Raw genomic sequence first — 18,906 nt, 5'->3', positions numbered from 1 at the left:
GCGGACGATAGCGAACGGGAAGCGCAGCGGAATGGTTGTGGTAAATTGCCCCGCACCTGCGCTCCCCGGCTATCGGTAAGACCGCAACACAATGCCTAATTGCCTGCGTTAGGTAGTCACATACCCCGAAAGATGAAGTCAAATCGTTTCCGTTTTCCCCTGTTTGTAGCCATAGTGATCGCCATGGTATACCCCTGGCAACCCGCCGGCAGCTACCCCATCGATGGCTTTGCGCTGACGGGGATCGAGCGACTGGTCCGCCTCACAAAGATGGATAGCAGCACCCTGGTACGCACCCTGCCCTACGGCGCCCGCTACGAGCTCGAGTACGTACGACTGAACCTGATGGACGACCCCATCCTGGAGCTGCCCGAAGTCGACGCCGAACTGCAGGCAGAGATCAGTCAGATCTTCCCCAATATGCACCCCTCGTACTCCGTAGCGGTGTTCGATATGTCAGAGGGGCGCCCCAACCGCTACGCCGAACGCAACCCCACGGCCGGCTACCAGCCCGGCAGCGTAGGCAAGCTCGCCGTGGTCACCGCTTTTTTCTGCGAGCTACAGAATCTATACCCCGAAGACTACGAGGCCCGCTGGGAGTTGATGCGCAAGAAGGTGGTCAAGGCCGGTCCCTTCGGTGTGTACGACCACCACACCATCCCGCTGTACGACACCGCCTCGGAGCGCTATGCCCGCAAGCGTGTCGACCAGAGCGACGAGTTCAACCTCTACCAGTGGGTGGATCATATGCTGTCGGTAAGCAACAACGGCGCGGCCAGCATCGTCTGGCGCGAAGCCCTACTGATGCGCGCCTTCGGCAAGGACTATCCCGACCTGGGCTACAACGATATGATGACCTACTTCGACACCATCGACCGCAGCCGCCTGCGCGACCTGGGCGAGGATATCGTCAACGGCCCCCTGCGCGACCTGGGCATCGACGGCGACGCCTGGCGGCTGGGCACCATGTTTACCCGCGGCGCCAGCGGCATCGTACCCCCTAAAGGAGGCAGCAACGGTACCGTACGCGGACTGATGCAGTGGCTCACGGCGCTGGAATCCGGACGCGTAGCCGACCCCGCCAGCAGCCTGGAGATCAAGCGTTTGATGTACATGACCGACCGCCGCATCCGCTACGCTCACGCCCCGGTGCTGGACTCGGCCGCCGTTTACTTCAAATCAGGAAGCCTGTACGGCTGCAAGCCCGGCACCAGCTGCGGCAAGTACCGCGGCAACCGCATGAACTACATGAACTCCGTAGCCATCGTGGAGCAGCCCGACGGCACCCGCTACATGGTCGCCCTCATGTCCAACGTCCTGGGCCGCAACTCCGCCTATGACCATCAGGTACTCGCCACCCGCATCGACAAGGTGGTGCGCAAGACGGCCGCCGAGGATCCTAGTGAGAGCATCGGTACCGGGGAGTAGATAGTGGTTATTTGCTCGCTGACGCTCGTGGGTTAAACACGGATTACACAGATGTAGGCACGGATTACTTTACAGATTCTTTAGTCCGTGCCTAATCCGTGCCATAATCCACGTAATCTGTGTTTAAATCCCTTACCCAGGCTGACTAGGCCGCACCTCCACCTTACTGGGCAGCGTACGCGCCGGCATCTTCAGCAGGTCGATCACCAGCTGGCCGAGGTCCTCGATCTGGATCTTCCAGGCGTCGCTCGAGTCCGGGCTGTTGCCGTTGAAGTGGGTCGCTACGGAGCCGGGCATGATGGTGGTGACCTTGATGCCCTGCTTGCGCACGTCGAGCATAACGGCCTGGGTGAATCCTACTAGGCCGAACTTGGAGGCATTGTAGGCCGAGCCCTTCGCGAAGAAGTTGGTGCCCGCCAGACTGGCGATGGTGATCAGGTAGCCCTTCGAGTCGGTGAGTCCGTCCAGGGTCGCCTTCACGGTGTTGAATACGCCGGTCAGGTTGATGTCGATGGTCTCCTGCCACTGCTTGGGGGTGAGCTCCTGGATGGGGGCAAAGTGACCCACGCCGGCGTTGGCCACTACGATATCCAGGGTGCCGAACTCCTGCATGGCCAGGGCGATGGCCCGTTGCTGACTATCCAGGTTACGCACGTCGGCTTCTACGGCGAGCACCTTACCGGGGTGGCCCATTTTTTCCAGTTCGTCGGCGGCCTTATTGGCGCTCTGCTGACTCCGGCTGGTGATGATGACATTGACGCCGGCTGCCAGGAGCTTTTCGGCGATGCCGTAGCCGATTCCCTTGCTGCCGCCGGTTACGTAGGCGGTCTTGTTTGCTAGATTTTCCATGCTGCTCCCAACGCGGCGTCCCTTTAAAGGTTGGGGGGTAAACCAGGCCGCTCGGCCGCTTGTCTAGTAGGGGATGCAGGAACTAACCATCGGGATTACGCTGTCGGGCGGCGGGGCGCGGGGTGCGGCGCACATTGGGGCGTTGCGGGCACTCACGGAGGCCGGTATTGTACCCACCCGCGTAGTGGGCGTAAGTGCCGGCGCACTGGTGGGCGCGATGTACGCTGCCGGCGTCCCCTTTGACGATATGATGAGCTTCGCCACCGAGAGCTCGCTCTTCCGCTTCTATAAGCTGGGTATGCCGCTGATGGGGCTCACGAGTAGCGACTACCTGAAGGAGCGGCTCGCCACCGTTATTCCGGAAAACACGTTCGAAGGTCTGCGCTATCACCTGGACGTAGGCATCACTAACCTGAACACCGGACAGCTGGAGTGCTGGGACAGCGGTCCGCTCCACGAGGTAGTAGCGGCCAGTTGTGGTATCCCCTTCCTGTTCCGTCCCGTCGTGCTCAATGGCAGCCAGTACGTAGATGGTGGGGTGATCGAGAATATGCCCGTCAAGCCGCTCCTCAGTCAGTCTGACTTCATTATCGGCAGTAACCTCATGCCCTACGAAAACCTGAAGGCCGCAGACGTGAAGACGGTCGTAGGCATCGTCTGGCGCTGCTTCGACCTGTCGATCATGGCCAATACCCTGCCCTCGGCCGAGCTCTGCGACGTCGTACTAGAGCCCAACGGCCTCAACGAATACCATATCTTCAACCTCAACCGGCTGACCGACCTGCACGACATCGGGTATGACCATACGGTGAAGCGCCTTCCCTACATTCTGCGCTCCCTGGAAAGTAAGCGGGAACTGCTCGAAACGCTGACCTGAGTATGCTGGCCGTCGTCAATTCGCTGTTCAAAACCTACCTCACCCGCTACCGCCGGGAGCTGCGTAGCCACTACGACGAGCCCCTACACCTCCAGGCCGGGGTGCTGCAGGACATTCTTCGCTACAATCGCAGTACCGCCTTCGGCAAGGAGCACCAGTTCGGCCAGTTACTTAAAGATCCGCGTCGCTTCAGTGAACGGGTACCGGTGCGCACCTACGAGGGGCACCGACCCTACATCGACCGCATTCTGGCCGGTGAGCAGCGCGTAGTCACCTACGATCCCGCCGCCTGGATCGCCACCACCAGCGGCACGACCGGCTCGGTCAAGTACCTGCCCCTACCACAGTCGGCCGTCAGCGGCATCCACCTCAAGGGGAGCTGGCTCAGTCTGGCCGCACTCTACGAAAAGGATGAGGATCTGCAAGTATTCAGCCACAAAAACCTGCTCATCGGCGGAGCTTATAAGGGGATCGATGCGCAGTCCGGCCTCCCCAAAGGCGACATCAGTGCCGTCATCATTCGTAGCATTCCCCGCATCATGCGACCGCTGTATATCCCTGATGTAGAGCTGGCTACGGGAGTTGACTACGAGGAAAAGATCGCCCAGATCGCGCATATCGCCGCTCATGAACCCGGTATCACGATCCTGGGTGGGGTGCCGACCTGGAACCTGCCCCTCTACCGCCGTATCCTGGAGATCCACGGGGGCGACAACATGCTGGACGTCTGGCCGGACGCCAGTGTATTTAAGCATGGCGGAGTCAACTTCGCACCCTACCGCAAGCAGTTCGAGCGTTTGTTCCCTAAGCCGGGCTTTCTCTTTCAGGAGATCTACAACGCCACGGAGGGCTTCTTCGCCGTACAGGATCGCGACGATCTCCGGACCATGCTGCTCCTGCTCACCACCGGGATCTATTATGAATTCATTCCCTGGGAAGCCTACCAGCGGGCGGATTACGATGCGGCTATTCCCCTGGCCGGCGTCACTACCGGCGAGACCTACGTGATGCTCATCACCACCGTGGCCGGACTCTACCGCTACCCCATGGGTGACCTGATCGAGTTCACCGAGACCGATCCCTACCGCATCGTCATCAAGGGCCGCACCCAGGAATTCATCAATGCCTTCGGCGAAGATCTCCTCCGGTCGGAGGCAGAACAGGCCCTGCTCCAGGCGTGCGGGGTCGCGGGTGCGGTGGTTCGGGAGTTTACGGTCGGCCCCGACTACATCGAAGTCGGTAAGCAGGGCCGCCACCACTGGCTCATCGAGTTTGAGCGACCGCCGGAGGATACGGAGGTCTTCAGTGCCGCGCTGGATGCCGCGCTCCAGGAGCAGAACTACAACTACGCCGCTAAGCGAAGCAAAGATTACGCCATCGTCCGCCATGCGCTGACCGTCATGCCCCAGGGCTTTTTCCGCAGCTGGATGGCCGACCGCGGTAAGCTAGGCGGACAGCATAAGGTGCCCCGCCTGGCCAATCACCGCGACTTTCTCGACGATATGCTAAGTAGACTTTAGCGGCAGCGGATACGCTCGAGCTCCAGTCCCGGTACGGTCAGGTCGCTAGGATCTCGCTCCACCGCGTGGCTGCGCACCTCAGTGGTGATGGCCTGACGGGATAGTCCCGCGTGCCAGTCGGCGTACCAGGACTGTAGTAGATAGCGCGTGGTATCCGCCTGAGTCACAGAGCAGTCGGAAAGCTGCGTGAAATTACGGAAGTGGATACCCTCCGTCTCGCCGGTATAGCCAGTGTAAAAGTTGCCCAGGTTGCGACTTACCTCCGAGCCGTAGAACACCACCGGGCGTGGACTACTGTCGATGAGCTCGGTGTATGCACGACGTACCTTACTGTATTCCAAACTAGTGCCGTACTTGACCTGACGGACCGCCGGAAGCAGTAACAGGACGCATAAGCCCAGCAGAAAGAGCCGGAAGGGCCACCCGTCACTACGCCAGCCGCTGTGGCGAAGGATGGCGGCGATGGTCAGGGTGCTACACACACTCAGGATGGGAGAGAACAGTAGGATGTGCCGCGGGTCCAGACAGACCGGATTGTAGGAGGTCAGCGAGATGGTCATGAAATTGATCGATAACAGACTCAGCAGTGCCGTGGCCGGATAGAACAGGGCGTGCGCAGCAACCGATCGGCCGATCGTAAGGAGGTACCCCCCACCAAGCATAGCGATGCCTGCATGTGGCAGTATACCGGCGTCCCGGATCAGCGTATAGAATCCGGTAGTCAGCCGCTCGATCAACTGCTGCCGGGGGAGGATATCGTACGAGCAGGGATTCAGGTAGTGGGTGCCGGCGATAGCCTCGAAGCGGGCCAGGGCGGAGCCGGTCAGCGCGTGTAGTCCGTAGAAGTACACCCCCAGTAGCACTAAGGTCGCGGCACTGAGGGTAAGCCAGAAGCGCCACCGCCGCCGCTGTAGTAGATCGCCAAGGAAGTAGCTGGCAAACAGGGGGACCAGCAGGATCACTGTCCCCTTGGAGTTAAAGGCGAGGAACAGGGAACAGGCCGCCAAAAGCCCCAGCACCCGCGCACCCCGCCCACTACCGACCCTGCACTGATGGTATGCTACCCAGCCCCCGAAGCAGCCGGCGCTCACGTAGATATCGGGCATGAGCTTGTCGGAGTAGAACAGATTCCATGGCATACCTAGGTAGCCGACCACGGCCAGTAGGAGTAAGTAGAAGGGGCCGGTGCGAAATACCCGGTAAAAGAGGTACAGCACGACGACGGACGCCAGCAGCGCTGGCAGCGCCGAAGACCAGTCGGATACCCCGAACATGTGGTAACTCCCAGCGGTGACGGCTAGGGGGAGAATGCGATAGGTATACTGGTTGGCGAAGTCCACCTCCCCCCGCAGCAGCCGGTGGGCCAGCTCGGCGTAGTGCAGGTCATCAAAGCCGAAGTAGCCGTAAAAGAAGTAGGCGTGGTGCAGGAACAGGGCAGCGGCCACGGCTAGTAAAAAGACCTTCTTGCCCATGGCGTAAAGGTAGGCGCTACCCGCGTTTTGCCTACCCGGGGCGCGGGCGGTGAACCATAGTCGGGCGACAGTGGTCTATGAGGTACACCCAACAAGATCGTACGGACTATGCCCATTCGTTTAGTGCTACTTCTCCTGCTGAGTACGGGACTGTGGGGATGCATGGGCAGTGGCAAGGAGCCGGAGACCGTGCCCCAGCACCTGGCCCCGTCCGCCCCCTCGGCAGCGCTGCCCGTACAGGCCGACCGCTCCTTCGTGCCTGGTGAACGCTTCGGTGCCATACGCGCCGGGATGACCGTGGTAGAAATAGAATCCATCTACGGCGCCGATCAGCTCGTGAGCCGCCGTATGCGCACGGACGAAGGCACGCGCGAGCCGGTCTACGTGCTCTTCCCGGACAGCCGGGACGAGGCGATCATCCGATTGGGACCTGACCAGCAACCCGCCAGTGTCCTGATCCGCAAGCCGGAGTCGCGCTGGTACGCCGCCAAGCCCGGCTTCGTGATGATGAAGGTGAGTCTGCGCGAACTGGAAGAATCGAATGGCACCCCCTTCGTTTTCCGTGGCTTCGGCTGGGACTACGGCGGTACCGTCACCGATTGGGAAGGGGGGAGGCTCGAGGGAGTAACTGCGCGTCTACAGTATGCGCCAGAACGCGTGCCCGAAGGCGGACTGCCGGATACGCTGCTCGGCGATGTGCCCGTACGGAGTGACTCCGAACTGGCCCGAGCGCTCGACTTGCGCGTCCGGGAGCTCGTGATCGATATCAGCAAAAAATAGGAAGGCCCCGCTACAGCTGCTGCAACGGGGCCTTCCGGATCGGGTGCCGTGCTTGACTAGTTGAGCACTTTCTTTACTTCCTCCGCAGCGTCCTGTAGGCTGACGGCCGAGCGCACGTTGAGGCCGGAGTTGTCGATGAGCTCCTTGGCGATGTCCGCGTTCGTACCCTGGAGGCGTACGATGATGGGCACCTTGATGTCACCGATGTTCTGGTAGGCATCTACCACACCCTGGGCCACGCGGTCGCAGCGGACGATGCCGCCGAAGATGTTGATCAGGATAGCCTCCACCTTCTCATCGCGCAGAATGATGCGGAAGGCCTGCTCGACCCGGGCTGCGTCGGCGGTGCCCCCTACGTCGAGGAAGTTGGCCGGCTCGCCGCCGCTGAGCTTGATGATGTCCATGGTGGCCATGGCTAGTCCGGCGCCGTTGACCATACAGCCTACGTTGCCGTCCAGGTTGACGAAGTTGAGGCCGTAGCTCTTGGCTTCTACCTCGGTGGCGTCTTCCTCGCTCTCGTCGCGCATGCCGGCGATGTCCTTGTGGCGGTACAGGGCATTGTCGTCTACGGCAAACTTGCAGTCTACCGCTACGATACGGTCGTCGCCCGTATGTAGGGTAGGGTTGATCTCGATCAGGCTGGCGTCGGCGCTTAGGTAGGCCTTGTACAGCTTGGCGATGAACTTGCTCATGTTCTTGAAGGCCGTGCCTTCCAGTCCGAGGTTGAAGGCCACTTCCCGGGCGTGGAAGCTCTGCATGCCGAGCTCCGGATCGATGTAGGTCTTGTGTACCAGGTCGGGGGTGTCCTCGGCTACTGCCTCGATGTCCATCCCTCCCTGGGTGGAGTGGATGATAACGTTCTGCTTGCGCTCGCGGTCCATGAGGATAGACACGTAGTACTCCTTGTTGGCATCGAAGTCGGGGGCATAGGCATCTTCGGCGACCAGCACCTTATTGACCTGCTTACCGGCGCCTTCCATACCACCGGGGGTCTGGGGGGTCTTGAGCTGCATACCCAGGATGTTGCTGATGTGCTGCTTCGCTTCCTCGCGGTTCTTGGCCAGCTTCACGCCGCCGCCCTTACCGCGTCCGCCGGCGTGAATCTGGGCCTTGATGACGGCCAGGGGGCTGCCGGTTTCCTTGGCCAGCTGGTCGTACTTGGTCATGGCCTCTTCGACGGTGTCGGCGGCGTAGCCTTTCTGGATGGGGACGTCGTGGGCGGTGAGGAGGCTTTTGCCCTGGTATTCGTGCAGGTTCATGGGGGTGATCTTTGGTGGGCGGCCAAGATAGGTAGATTTAGAGTGCTTCCCGGTTGGCCTTGACCCAGGCGGCGCGCTCCAGGATGGCGGTCTGCTCCTCGCTGCCCTTGCGCTCCCAGGCTTTGTACATCATTTTCATGCGGAAGTTGCCCTCGAAGCGCTCGCGGTGGCGGTCCAGAAAGTCCCAGTACAGGCTATTGAAGGGGCAGGCGCGGTCGCCGGTGCGCTGCTTGTGATCGTAGTGGCAGGACTTGCAGTAGTCGCTCATCTTGTTGATGTAGTTGGCGCTGCTGCAGTAGGGCTTGGTGGCGATGAGTCCGCCGTCGGCGCGCTGGCTCATCCCGCGGGTATTGGTGATCTCTACCCACTGGATCGCGTCGATGTACACGCCTAGGTACCAAGCGTCTACGTCGTCCGGGTGAGCACCGAGGATCAGGGCGAAATTGCCGGTAATCATAAGCCGCTGGATATGGTGGGCATAGGCCAGGTCGAGGCTCTGGTTGACGGCGTGCGAAAGGCAGTTCATCTTGGTCTCACCGGTCCAGTACCAGCGCGGCAGACTCAGGTCGTGCTCCAGGCTGTTGACGTGCTCGAACTCCGGCATCTGCGCCCAGTAGACGCCGCGCATGTATTCGCGCCAGCCGATGATCTGGCGCACGAAGCCTTCGACCTGGTTGAAGGTGATGGCCTCGGGATCGGCCTGGTAGGCCGCCACGGCCGCATCGATCACCTCGCGGGGCGTGAGCAGCTTGGTATTCATGGCGAAGCTCAGGTTGGCGTGGTAGAGTAGGGGATCGTGCACCGTCATGGCGTCCTGATAGGTACCGAAAAACTGTAGGCGGTTCGTGCAGAAGTCGTCCAGTGCTTCCAGACACTCTGTACGGGTGACGGGGTAGGTGAAGCGGTTGTCCTTCATGCGGCCCATCGTCTGAATGTCGTGGCGGTCGATGAGCTCGGCGATGTGACTGGCGTCGCGGTCGAACACACTGGCCGCCGGGAAGCTGATGTCCTTGGGTAAGGTGCCGCGGTTCTCCTGGTCGTAATTCCACTGCCCGGTGGCGGGCTCGCCGTTGGCGTCCATGAGCACATTGTTGCGCTTGCGCATCTCGCGGTAGAAGCGCTCCATCAGGTAGGTCTGCTTGCCCTCGAACAGCTGTGCCAGATCGTCACGGGCAGACATGAAGTGCTCCGTATCGCAGGCTACTCCGCCAACTTTTTCCGCGTATTCTTTCAGTTCTACGTCGAGCCGGTACTCGTCCGGTAGCAGGTATTCGAAGGCGGTGACGCCTAGGTCTTTTGCCAGGTGATCTACGCAATCCGTGATGCGCTCCAGCTTCGCCGCCCGGGTCTCGTCGAGGGTGCGGTAGATGACCTGGTGGCCTAGCTCCCGCAGGCGATCGGCAAAGGCGCGCATGGCGAGGAAGAAGCCGGTGATCTTCTGGATGTGGTGCTCGCAGTAGGTGGCTTCCGCATGACATTCGAACAGGGCATAGACGGTATCCTCGTTGACGGTAGCGAACCAGGAATGCTGTTCGTTGAGTTGATCACCCAGCAGAAGGCGGAGGCGTTGATAGGGCATTCGGTAGATTTTGTGGTCTAACTCCGGGTGGTCCGGATGGTTGGCTCGTGCACATCTCTAGTTCATGCTGCGTACTGCCCATACATATGGCTGAACAAGAAGAAAAAACCCTCGAACGTAGTTTAGGCCTGCTGCCCGCCCTGGCTATCGGCGTAGGCACGATGGTGGGCGCGGGCGTATTTGTCTTTCCGGGACTGGCGGGCGGTGAGGCCGGTGCGGGAGCTAGTATCAGCTTCGTAATCGCCGGATCTATTGCCATGCTGGTGGCCTTATGCACTGCCGAGCTCGCTACAGCCATGCCACAGAGCGGGGGGGGCTACTTCTTCGTTTCGCGGGTTATGGGGGTACGACTGGGTACGCTGGTAGGGCTGGGGCAGACGATCGGTTTGGTCTTCGCCACCGCCTTCTATCTCTCCGGCTTTGCCGAATACGTCCTGGAGCTGCTCGCTGAGTTCGACATCGATATTGGCTCGCCGGTGACGCTGCTCGGCGGCGGCATGGCGATCCTGCTCCTGCTACTCAATCTGACGGGTACCGAGAAGGTCGGGCAAGCTCAGAACTATATCGTAGCCGGGCTGCTGATCATACTACTTACGCTATTCGGCTACGGATTGCTGGATGTATTCGGGGTGAGGGGTGATCCCAGTCTACCTACAGAAGTGATGCCGAATGGATTCACGGCCATACTGACTACCACCGCGCTCGTCTTCACCTCTTTTCTCGGATTTGTGCAGATCGCCACGGTAGCAGGGGAAGTGAAAACACCCCACAAAACGCTACCCCGCGCCCTGGCCGGCAGCGTGCTGGCCGCTACGCTGATCTACGTACTGGTCGTCTTTGTCACCACCAGCCTGTTTACCGCTGATGAGTTGAGTGAATTGGGCGAAACGGCTACGGTAGACGTAGGCCGAAAGTTGGTCGGTGCCACCGGTGCCCTGGCTATCCTGATTGCCGGCTTACTAGCCACCTTATCCAGCGCCAATGCATCCATCCTGAGCGCGAGCCGCACCGTGTACGCGCTGGGTCGAGACAGCATACTACCAGAGAAGAGCGGAGAACTGCACCCGAAATTCGGCACGCCCTACATCGCGCTGGCGATTGTGGGCTTACCCATCATCGCGTCGCTATTTATCGGGCGGCTGGAGATACTGGCCGAGGTAGCTTCGCTGCTGCACCTCATACTGTACGGACTCATCTGTATAACGCTCATACTCTGTCGTAGACGGCGTGAACTGTGGTATGCACCTACCTTTCGCATTCCGCTGTATCCGGTCATACCCATTCTGGGTGCGCTGACTTGCTTTGGGCTCATCGCACTGATGGAGGCACTGTCGATCTATATCGGTCTGGGCGCGATCGCGCTTTCTTTCGGTTGGTACCTCTACTACGATCGCAATAAAGAAGTCACTGCCCCCCAGCCTACACACATTGCGCCCGAGATCCGTCGGCCCTATGTCTTGCTTCCCGTTGCCCTGCAGGGGGACGGCCAGGACGAGCTTCCTTCCTTCGACCTACTCAACAATTTTGCCCGGCTGCAGCTATTCGTGCTCGGTTACCGGATAATCCCGGAGCAAACCAGCCCCCAGCAGGCCCGCGAGGCGGACGACGGCAGCTACACCAAGGAGTTGGAACGCGACATCGAGGCTATTCCGGTTGAGGGTAAGCGTATCGAGCACGATCTGGCCTACACCTCCGATGCGGCTGCTTTGCTAAGTCGCTACGCTGAGCAGGAACAGTGTCAGGCCATTCTGATCCACTCCGGTATCCAGCGGGTCGATCGCCTGGTCCTACCACTGAGCCGTCCGGCAGATTTTGGCTTGCGTTTGGTCACTATTCTCCGGGAACTGACCGAGGTGCGCAAGCGTCCGCTGCTCCTGCTTCCACTCGAGTCCGAAGGCGAGTCCCACTGGAAAGATGACTTCGAGGCTAAGGCGCGCGGCCTGGTCGCCCGGGCGGGCATCGGTTCCGCCGAGCTCACGGTGCGTCACGCAGAGTCGAAACAACTCACTGAGGCACTGCAAGCCGAAGTGAGTGATACGGACCTGATCGTCTTACGGGAGTCCGAGGGTGCAAACCGTCATGACCTACTAGCCCATCTGCGGGATGACATCACTGCTCCGGCACTCATCGTTTTAGAAATGGAATCTTCGGACGAAGAAGATTAGGTGCCAGACTGGGCCAGCCATAGACTAAAGCAATCGGTAGCACCTGATGGCACCCGGACCCAGATCACCCAGCGAAACGTCCTCCTCGATCTGCAGCTGATGGTGGACGGTCTCCGGCCAGGCGTACAGCAGCTCCGCCGCAGTAAATCGGGTGACCAGGGACATACGTACGCTACGTAGCTCTGCCGCGAAATTGACTACGAAGAGGTAGGCGGCATCTCCGTAAGTGTCCGGACGCTGCCAGTACACGACGCCGTCTTCCTGTACGTGCACCGCACCGGCGGCCCCGCCCATATGGGCTAGACTACCGGCCGCAAACCGGTGCAGCTCCTGCAGCGCGGTGAACAGCTCCAGGTTGCTGCCCCACTGCCAGGGTCCGGTGACCGATTTCGGTCCGTTGCGCTCCTGAAATACGTACAGCTTGGTGTACACCTCATTGGGGGCGGGGGAAAGATGGCGATCGCGCTGCTCGAAACCGAGGGAATAGTATAGCGGTAGCTGGTCCATAAATAAGCCGGTGAATACCCGGGCCAGCTCGCCGTGGTGGTAAAAGTGATCGAAGCGGGGATCATCTTTGTCACCGGTGATGGCGGTAAAGGCCGGCGTGACGGAGGTTACTTCGGCGATCTCCAGATAAGATTCCAGAGCGTCCATGAACTCGCTCGAGCCGGGTACCATGGACTGCAAGTTACCTAGTGTAACTTCTGCCTCGCTTGCCATAAGGTGCTGTACCTCATCGCCGTAGGCCATGTAGTCCGGCGGAGTGAGGAAGCTCTCGGCGAAGTAGGCGAAGTGAGGTGTCGTCTCTGCGATGCGAAGTTTGACGGCCCGCAGGGGGTCGTAGTAGTCGTCGATCTGTTCGGGCACACCGGCGGGGCGCATCTGTACGTGCGACATATCGCCGCGCATGAAGTCGAAGCCGTATTGGGCCTGGATGTCGGCGTAGTGCGACGTGAAATATGTCCAGACCTCCGGTCGTGGTCGGTCGAAATCGATGGCCCAATCGCGGTTATCGTCCTGTCGTCCGTAAAGCTTGAAGCGGGTCAGGGGGCCGAACACGCGGCTCATTTCGGTGGGCTGCGTGATGCGGTAATCCCGCCAGCGACGACCGGCCTCGTCCACTGTGAGGGCGGCGGGGTCGGGGTCTACTTCCAAACCACGGTAGGGCGGGGCCATGGTGGCGGGCACGGGCTCTAAGCCGGCGCGGTAGAGGTGATCGACCAGGGCTACGCGACGTTCACGGCGGCCGGTGTGATCCTGTGGCTGACCGAACAGCTGTATGAGCCGCTCGGCTTCGGACTGAGTAAAGAAGGTATCGGCCAGGTAGGTATTCCCGTCGCTCACGCTATTTAGCCAGTTGACGATCTCTAGCTTGGCGTCTTCGTGTAGCTGCTCGCGGTGGTCGGTGATGGTGAGATCATCGCGCCGCAGCCACTCGAAGTAGCTGGGGTTGGCGAGCACCATTTCACTGTAGCGGTCGGTATGGGGGATGACGTCCATACCTACGAATTTGCCCATGGTATGTAGCAGATTGATGACCACCTTAAGCTGTGCCTCGACGGTGCGCAGCTGGGGGTACATGCGCAGGGCTTCCAGGTCGAGGAATTCCGGATTGAGGTTCCAGCTGGCCATGCCGTAGAGACTTCCGACCACGCCGGGCTCCCAGATGGGGAGCAGATGTATGCCCCGGATGTGATCGGGTAGGGTGAGCGCGTACTTTAATACGTTCCAGAAGCTGCCGATGGTCCGTACGTTGATGCCTACGGTATTGCAACGCTTTAGCCACTCGCCGTCGGGCCGGTCTGCCAGGTGACTGGCTACGGTATGCTGGGGGTTGAGGGCGGCGGTGAAGTCTGCGGCCCCTAGACGGGCGTAGAGGATCTTAGCCAGTTCGATCCCGGACAGCTCCAATGCTAGCTGGGGGGGAAGATCGGCGATGTAGGAACTACGTCCTTCGGTATAGGCTGCGGTCGCCTGGTGCCCGTCCTGCTGCCAGTGGCTGCGGTAGGTGGAAAGATCGGTAAGCTCCATTTTGGGGAGGGTTTAGGCTAAGAGTGTACGTAGAAGGGCCTGTGTTTCTTTGGGTTCGGCGCTTCCTTTGCTGCGCTTCATCACCTCACCCATAAAGAAGCCGATGAGTCCTTTCTTACCCTTGCGGTAGGCGGCCGCCTTATCGGGATGGGCAGCAATGACTTCGGTGGCGACCTGACGCAGAAAATCGGTATCCGTATTCTGGACCAGGCCCAGTTCTTCCGCTCTGGCGTGTGGATCACCGGGCCGATCGAGCAGGTCGGGCAGCAAACGGGATGCGGCATTAGCCGCACTCACCGAGCCGTCGGTAATCAGCCGCTGCACATCGACAAGCTGCTCCGGGCTGATCATCAGGGGACGTTCCTGAAGGTGGGGAAGGATGCGGTTGACCCAGAGCTTGCTGAGCTCCGGCACGGCGGCAGAAGCGGCCGCGTAGCGCAGGAAAGTGGCGTGGTGCATGCGGTCGGCGGAAATGAGGCTAGCGTCTTCGGTGTGTACTCCGAGCGCAAGCAGCTCGGCGTGGGCGTCCCAGGGGAGTGCGCCGAGGCTGGTCCGCAGCTGGTCTACGTAGGCCTGGGTGACCACCACCGGGGGCAGATCTGGATCGGGGAAGTAGCGGTAGTCGTGCGCGTCCTCCTTGGTACGTAGGGCGGAGGTCGTGCCGGTCTGCGGATCGAACTGCCGGGTCTGCTGCTGCACCTTGCCGCCGGACTCCAGGATGCCGATCTGCCGTTCTACCTCATGGGCGATGGCGCGGCGGGCGTAGCGCATGGAGTTCATGTTCTTAATCTCGGCGCGGGTCCCGTAGGCTTCCTGACCGTGGGGGCGTACGCTGATGTTGACATCGCAGCGCAGGCTGCCCTCTTCCATATTGCCGTCGCTGATGTCCAGCCAGCGTACGAGCTGCCGCATACCGCTCATGAAGGAATCCACCTCCTCGGCGCTGCGCAGATCGGGTTCGGTGACGATCTCGAGCAGGGGTGTGCCCGCGCGGTTCAGGTCTACCCGACTGCAGGGCTCTCCGGCGGCATGAATGGACTTGCCCGCATCTTCCTCCATGTGGATGTGGTGGATCTTGATGCCGCGCACGACCTCCTCGCCCTGCTGGTTGGTATAGCGGACGGGCAGTGCACCACCCACGCAGATCGGCGACTCGTCCTGGGTGATCTGATAGCCTTTCGGCAGGTCGGCGTAGAAGTAATTCTTGCGGTCGAAGGTGCTGCGGCGTGTAATGCGGCAACCCAGGGCCAGTCCGAGGCGGATGGCGTACTCGACCTGTCGCTCATTGAGGTAGGGTAGGGTCCCCGGATAGCCCAGACTGACTATACTGATCTGCTCATTGGGGGCCGCACCGTACTGATTGCGATCGGCGCAGAACGCTTTACTGGCGGTAGCTAGCTGAACATGAGCCTCTAGCCCGATAGTGGTTTCGTACATGGTGGGGGGGGCTGATCGTAATTCGGCCGCGTGCACTACAGCCCGTAGCTGCTACAATCGGATCATTTGCGGGTAAGGACGGGATCCGTATAGGTGAAATCTACGGCCCATACGCCGTTGATCACGTGCAGCTGATTCATGTCCATCGTGAATGTCAACTGGTAGGTAGCCCCCGCTTCGATGGTTGTACTTGTGGGTAGTGCCATCCACTCGGGGACGCAGGTGTCGATGATGCGTTCTTCGCCGGTAGTTTTATCCAGGATGGTGGCCGAGGTGAACCGCGGTGCCACGCTTTCGATGTCTCCTACCCCGGTGTACAGGGTGAGGAATGGGGTGGTAGCCTGGTCCAGATCGAAGGTGAAGTCGGCCTGACCCGCATCGAGCAGATCGGGAGCGAGACTGAATTTGCCGATCGTCTCGTCAGCTCCCTGGCCCGTAGCGGTACGTTTTCTTACCTGATCAAAGCCCAGATCTACCGCGCTGTAATTTTCTGCCTCGATCACTTCAATGACAACCTCTACCGTGGCATGGGGGATTTCGTAGTCGTCGTTACAAGCAAACAGCAGGCAACTGAAAAAAATAAGAAGCAGAATTCTCACTAGAGGCATAGGGTAAAGATAATCCCCTACAGCATTCCCCCCAACTTGCGCACTACCTCATCCACCTCCTCCCGCGTATTGTGGTGGCTGAAGCTGAAGCGGATGGTGTGCCGCAGCGACTCCGGGTGCAGGTGGCCCACTACGTGCGAGCCCACGTCGATACCGCTGGAACAGGCTGATCCTCCACTGGCGGAGATGCCGTTCAGGTCCAGGTTCATGAGCAGCAGATCACCCTTCGGTGACTCGGGAAAACTCACCGACAGCACCTTGGCGTGGCTGCGTTCCGTATCGCCGTTGAAGCGTACATCCGGTACCCGCTGCCGCAACTGGTCCACGAAGTAGCGCTTGAGGTCGTGCATCTTCACCATCCGGTCGTCCTGCTCCAGTAGGGCCCGCTCGAGGGCGGTAGCCAGACCGACGATGCCGTAGATGTTTTCCGTGCCGCCCCGCATATTGCGCTCCTGCGCGCCGCCGTCCAGGTAGGGCTTGATGATGTTCTCGTTTCTGATGTACACGAAGCCTACGCCCTTGGGTCCGTAGAACTTGTGGGCCGAGCCGGACAGGAAATTCACCCGCGTAGCCGCAAGATCGAGGGGGTAGTAGCCCATGGTCTGCACCGTATCACAGTGAAACAGTGCACCCGCGTCCGCGCACAAAATAGCGACCTCCTCCAGGGGCAGCAGATTGCCGATCTCGTTGTTGGCGTGCATGAGGCTGACCAGCGTCTTGCGGTCGTCGTCCGAGTTTAGCCGTTGGGCCAGGTCCTCCAGGTCTACGTGGCCTAGCGCGTCGATGCGTACCTGCTCTACCGTTGCCGCGCCGGTGGCCTGGATGGCGTCCAGACTATGGAGTACGCAGTGGTGCTCGAGGGGGGAGGAGATGATGCGGGTCACGCCGAGATCGCGTACCGCGTTCTTCAGCGCCATGTTATTGGCCTCGGTGCCGCCGGAGGTGAAGAAGACCTCTCCGATGCTACAGTTGAGTGCGTTGGCTACGGTCTTACGGGCCGCTTCGATGAGGCTGCGCGCCTTGCGCCCCTCGGCGTGGATGCTGGAGGGGTTGCCGTAGGTGTCGGCCATGACTTCGGTCATCGCGGCTAACACGGTGGGGTCCAGGGGGGTAGTAGCGGCGTTGTCGAGGAAGATGCGGGCGGGCAAGGGGCGGGCGGTTTAGTTAAGCTCCAGCAGGATGGGGCAGTGGTCGGAATGCTTGGCGTCGGAGAGGTGCTGCACGTTGACCAGGCGGTCCAGGTAGCTGCGGCTGAGGCTGTGGTAATCAATGCGCCAGCCTTTGTTATTGTTGCGGGCTCCGGCGCGGTAACTCCACCAGCTGTAGGCCACGGTATCGGGGTACAGGTGGCGGAAAGTATCCACGGTCTCCGTTTCGGCAAACCAGCGCGTCATCCACGCGCGCTCGTCGGGCAGAAAGCCGGTCGTAGCCTCGTTGCGCTTGGGGGCGTGCAGGTCGATGGCCTCGTGGGCGATGTTGTAGTCTCCTACGACGAGGATGTTCGGACGGGTCTGCCGCAGGTCCTGCACGAAGGCCAGAAAGTCATCCAGAAAACGGTACTTATAGGCTTGCCGGTGATCACCCTGTCCGCCGTTGGGGAAGTAGCAATTCAGGATGGTAAGCTCCCCGAAGTCGGTACGGATCACGCGGCCCTCGCAGTCGTAGTCGGCTAGCTGGCAGCCCTCCACAACCAAATCTGGCGCCACCTTGCTGAGCGTCAGGACGCCGGAATAACCCTTCTTACTGGTAGCGCTGTGCCAGGCGCCGAAGCGTAGCCCCATCGCGGCCAGCTCTGCCATATCCACCTGTTCCTGCTGCGCTTTGATCTCCTGAATGCAGAGTACGTCGATATCGGTATTAGCAGCCCATTCGGCCAGTCCCTTCTTCAGGGCGGCGCGGATGCCGTTGACGTTGTACGTGACTATTCTCAAGGGGTTAGGGGGTAAAGGGGGTTAAGGTTAAGCGCTAAAGAGCTCCTGCAGGTGGCGGGCGTCGGCGGGCTTCATGCGGCCAGCCAGGACCAAGCGTAGCTCGCGGCGGCGCAGGGCGGCGGCGTGCCGCTGCTCCTCGATCTCGGTCAGCGGCAGCAGCTCCGGGACCGGGGTGGGGGAGCCGTTGTCCTTGTCCAGCGCCACAAAGGTAAAATAGGCGTGGTGCGTCCGGCGGGGGTGGGTGCCCTGCATGGTGGCTGCGAAGACCTCGACGTACACTTCGATGCTGGTGGTGAAGGCGCGGGTCACGCTGGCCTCCAGGGTGATGACCTCTCCGTTGCGGATCGCGCTCTGGAAGGCCACGTTATCTACACTGGCGGTGACGACCGGCCGGGCGCAGTGCTTGCCGGCACAGATGGCACAGCAGATATCCATCCAGCGCAGCATGTTGCCGCCCATGAGGTTGTCCTGGGGATTGGTGTCGTTGGGCATGACCAGCTCCGACATGGTGGTGAAGCTGTCCGCTACGCGCTTGGCGTCGGGGCGGCTCACTGCTGGATCACTCCGGGGCGATCGAGCACGGGCAGGTCTACCAGTGTATCCTCGGAAATGGTGCCGGGCGCAAAGACGTAGCGCTTGTCCAGCATATGCTCGCCGTCGTTGAAGCTCACCCAGTACTCGTTGCTGATCGCAAAGAGGGAACTCTGAATGGGCTCGATCATAATGGCCTCCCGGCTGGGGAGCGTCTGGTGGAAATGACGCAGAATGGTGGTGGTCTTATCCACCCCATCGACGCTTCCATACCCCTGACTAGTGATCAGGATATTTTCCAGGGGCGTATCGCGTAGGTTGATCAGGTAGATGTCCCAGAGGGCCTCGTCGGTATCCTGGCGGGGCACTACGGCCACGCCTACACCGGTTACCGCGGGGGGAGAGATGTCTTTGTTCATGGGCACATTCGCAAATGGGC

Annotated in this window: 16 protein-coding genes; 5 read left to right on the top strand and 11 right to left on the bottom strand. The window is 60.6% G+C overall.

From position 1 onward, the window contains the following. Nucleotides 1-132 precede the first annotated feature (132 nt). The gene (locus MJQ68_RS14660; protein WP_238751884.1) at nt 133-1,428 is read left to right on the top strand and encodes a serine hydrolase; all 1,296 of its coding nucleotides are present in this window, start codon (nt 133-135) and stop codon (nt 1,426-1,428) included. A 132-nt stretch (nt 1,429-1,560) separates the two neighbouring features. Here MJQ68_RS14660 and MJQ68_RS14655 read toward each other — a convergent pair whose 3' ends face one another. Next, nucleotides 1,561-2,277 carry an SDR family oxidoreductase gene (locus MJQ68_RS14655; protein ID WP_238751883.1) on the bottom strand — a complete coding sequence of 239 codons (717 nt, stop codon included), beginning with the start codon at nt 2,275-2,277 and terminating at the stop codon, nt 1,561-1,563. A 73-nt stretch (nt 2,278-2,350) separates the two neighbouring features. Between MJQ68_RS14655 and MJQ68_RS14650 the strand changes: the two genes are divergently transcribed. Together MJQ68_RS14650 and MJQ68_RS14645 are read left to right on the top strand one after the other, a co-directional pair. Further along, nucleotides 2,351-3,154 carry a patatin-like phospholipase family protein gene (locus MJQ68_RS14650; RefSeq protein ID WP_238751882.1) on the top strand — a complete coding sequence of 268 codons (804 nt, stop codon included), beginning with the start codon at nt 2,351-2,353 and terminating at the stop codon, nt 3,152-3,154. Nucleotides 3,155-3,156: 2 nt separating this feature from the next. Then, nucleotides 3,157-4,674 carry a GH3 auxin-responsive promoter family protein gene (locus MJQ68_RS14645; protein ID WP_238751881.1) on the top strand — a complete coding sequence of 506 codons (1,518 nt, stop codon included), beginning with the start codon at nt 3,157-3,159 and terminating at the stop codon, nt 4,672-4,674. Here the strand turns inward: MJQ68_RS14645 and MJQ68_RS14640 are convergent. Beyond that, nucleotides 4,671-6,146, bottom strand: a complete 1,476-nt coding sequence (locus MJQ68_RS14640; RefSeq protein ID WP_238751880.1) for an ArnT family glycosyltransferase — start codon at nt 6,144-6,146, stop codon at nt 4,671-4,673. The genes MJQ68_RS14645 and MJQ68_RS14640 overlap by 4 nt on opposite strands. A 108-nt stretch (nt 6,147-6,254) precedes the next feature. Between MJQ68_RS14640 and MJQ68_RS14635 the strand changes: the two genes are divergently transcribed. Further along, nucleotides 6,255-6,926 carry a hypothetical protein gene (locus MJQ68_RS14635; RefSeq protein WP_238751879.1) on the top strand — a complete coding sequence of 224 codons (672 nt, stop codon included), beginning with the start codon at nt 6,255-6,257 and terminating at the stop codon, nt 6,924-6,926. 56 nt (nt 6,927-6,982) lie between these two features. Here MJQ68_RS14635 and sucC read toward each other — a convergent pair whose 3' ends face one another. Beyond that, complete coding sequence (gene sucC / locus MJQ68_RS14630) at nt 6,983-8,185, bottom strand: ADP-forming succinate--CoA ligase subunit beta (RefSeq protein WP_238751878.1); 1,203 nt, start codon at nt 8,183-8,185, stop codon at nt 6,983-6,985. A gap of 37 nt (nt 8,186-8,222) precedes the next feature. Beyond that, entirely contained in the window at nt 8,223-9,764 is a 1,542-nt protein-coding gene (locus MJQ68_RS14625) for a cryptochrome/photolyase family protein (RefSeq protein WP_238751877.1), read from the bottom strand. A gap of 86 nt (nt 9,765-9,850) precedes the next feature. Between MJQ68_RS14625 and MJQ68_RS14620 the strand changes: the two genes are divergently transcribed. Next, on the top strand, nt 9,851-11,929 hold the full coding sequence (locus tag MJQ68_RS14620; protein WP_238751876.1) for an APC family permease: 2,079 nt from the start codon (nt 9,851-9,853) through the stop codon (nt 11,927-11,929). A 24-nt stretch (nt 11,930-11,953) separates the two neighbouring features. On the opposite strand, the gene MJQ68_RS14615 is transcribed toward MJQ68_RS14620, so the two are convergent. The 7 genes from MJQ68_RS14615 to MJQ68_RS14585 form a co-directional block, all read right to left on the bottom strand. Then, nucleotides 11,954-13,960 (bottom strand): alpha-amylase family protein, encoded by a 2,007-nt coding sequence (locus MJQ68_RS14615; RefSeq protein ID WP_238751875.1) that lies wholly within the window; start codon nt 13,958-13,960, stop codon nt 11,954-11,956. Between the two features lie 12 nt (nt 13,961-13,972). Further along, the gene (gatB, locus tag MJQ68_RS14610) at nt 13,973-15,397 is read right to left on the bottom strand and encodes an Asp-tRNA(Asn)/Glu-tRNA(Gln) amidotransferase subunit GatB (protein ID WP_238751874.1); all 1,425 of its coding nucleotides are present in this window, start codon (nt 15,395-15,397) and stop codon (nt 13,973-13,975) included. A gap of 62 nt (nt 15,398-15,459) precedes the next feature. Beyond that, nucleotides 15,460-15,996, bottom strand: a complete 537-nt coding sequence (locus tag MJQ68_RS14605) for a hypothetical protein (protein WP_238751873.1) — start codon at nt 15,994-15,996, stop codon at nt 15,460-15,462. Between the two features lie 26 nt (nt 15,997-16,022). Further along, nucleotides 16,023-17,153 (bottom strand): cysteine desulfurase family protein, encoded by a 1,131-nt coding sequence (locus MJQ68_RS14600; protein ID WP_238751872.1) that lies wholly within the window; start codon nt 17,151-17,153, stop codon nt 16,023-16,025. A 12-nt stretch (nt 17,154-17,165) separates the two neighbouring features. After that, complete coding sequence (locus MJQ68_RS14595; RefSeq protein WP_238751871.1) at nt 17,166-17,936, bottom strand: exodeoxyribonuclease III; 771 nt, start codon at nt 17,934-17,936, stop codon at nt 17,166-17,168. A 27-nt stretch (nt 17,937-17,963) separates the two neighbouring features. Beyond that, nucleotides 17,964-18,443, bottom strand: coding sequence for an acyl-CoA thioesterase (locus MJQ68_RS14590; protein ID WP_406613065.1), 480 nt, complete (start codon nt 18,441-18,443; stop codon nt 17,964-17,966). A 41-nt stretch (nt 18,444-18,484) separates the two neighbouring features. Continuing rightward, on the bottom strand, nt 18,485-18,886 hold the full coding sequence (locus MJQ68_RS14585) for a hypothetical protein (protein WP_238751869.1): 402 nt from the start codon (nt 18,884-18,886) through the stop codon (nt 18,485-18,487). Nucleotides 18,887-18,906: the final 20 nt, after the last annotated feature.

The sequence above is a fragment of the Neolewinella maritima genome (genome assembly GCF_923081025.1).
GTDB classification, from domain to species: domain Bacteria; phylum Bacteroidota; class Bacteroidia; order Chitinophagales; family Saprospiraceae; genus Neolewinella; species Neolewinella maritima.
This window is presented reverse-complemented; position numbering and strand designations above follow the sequence as displayed.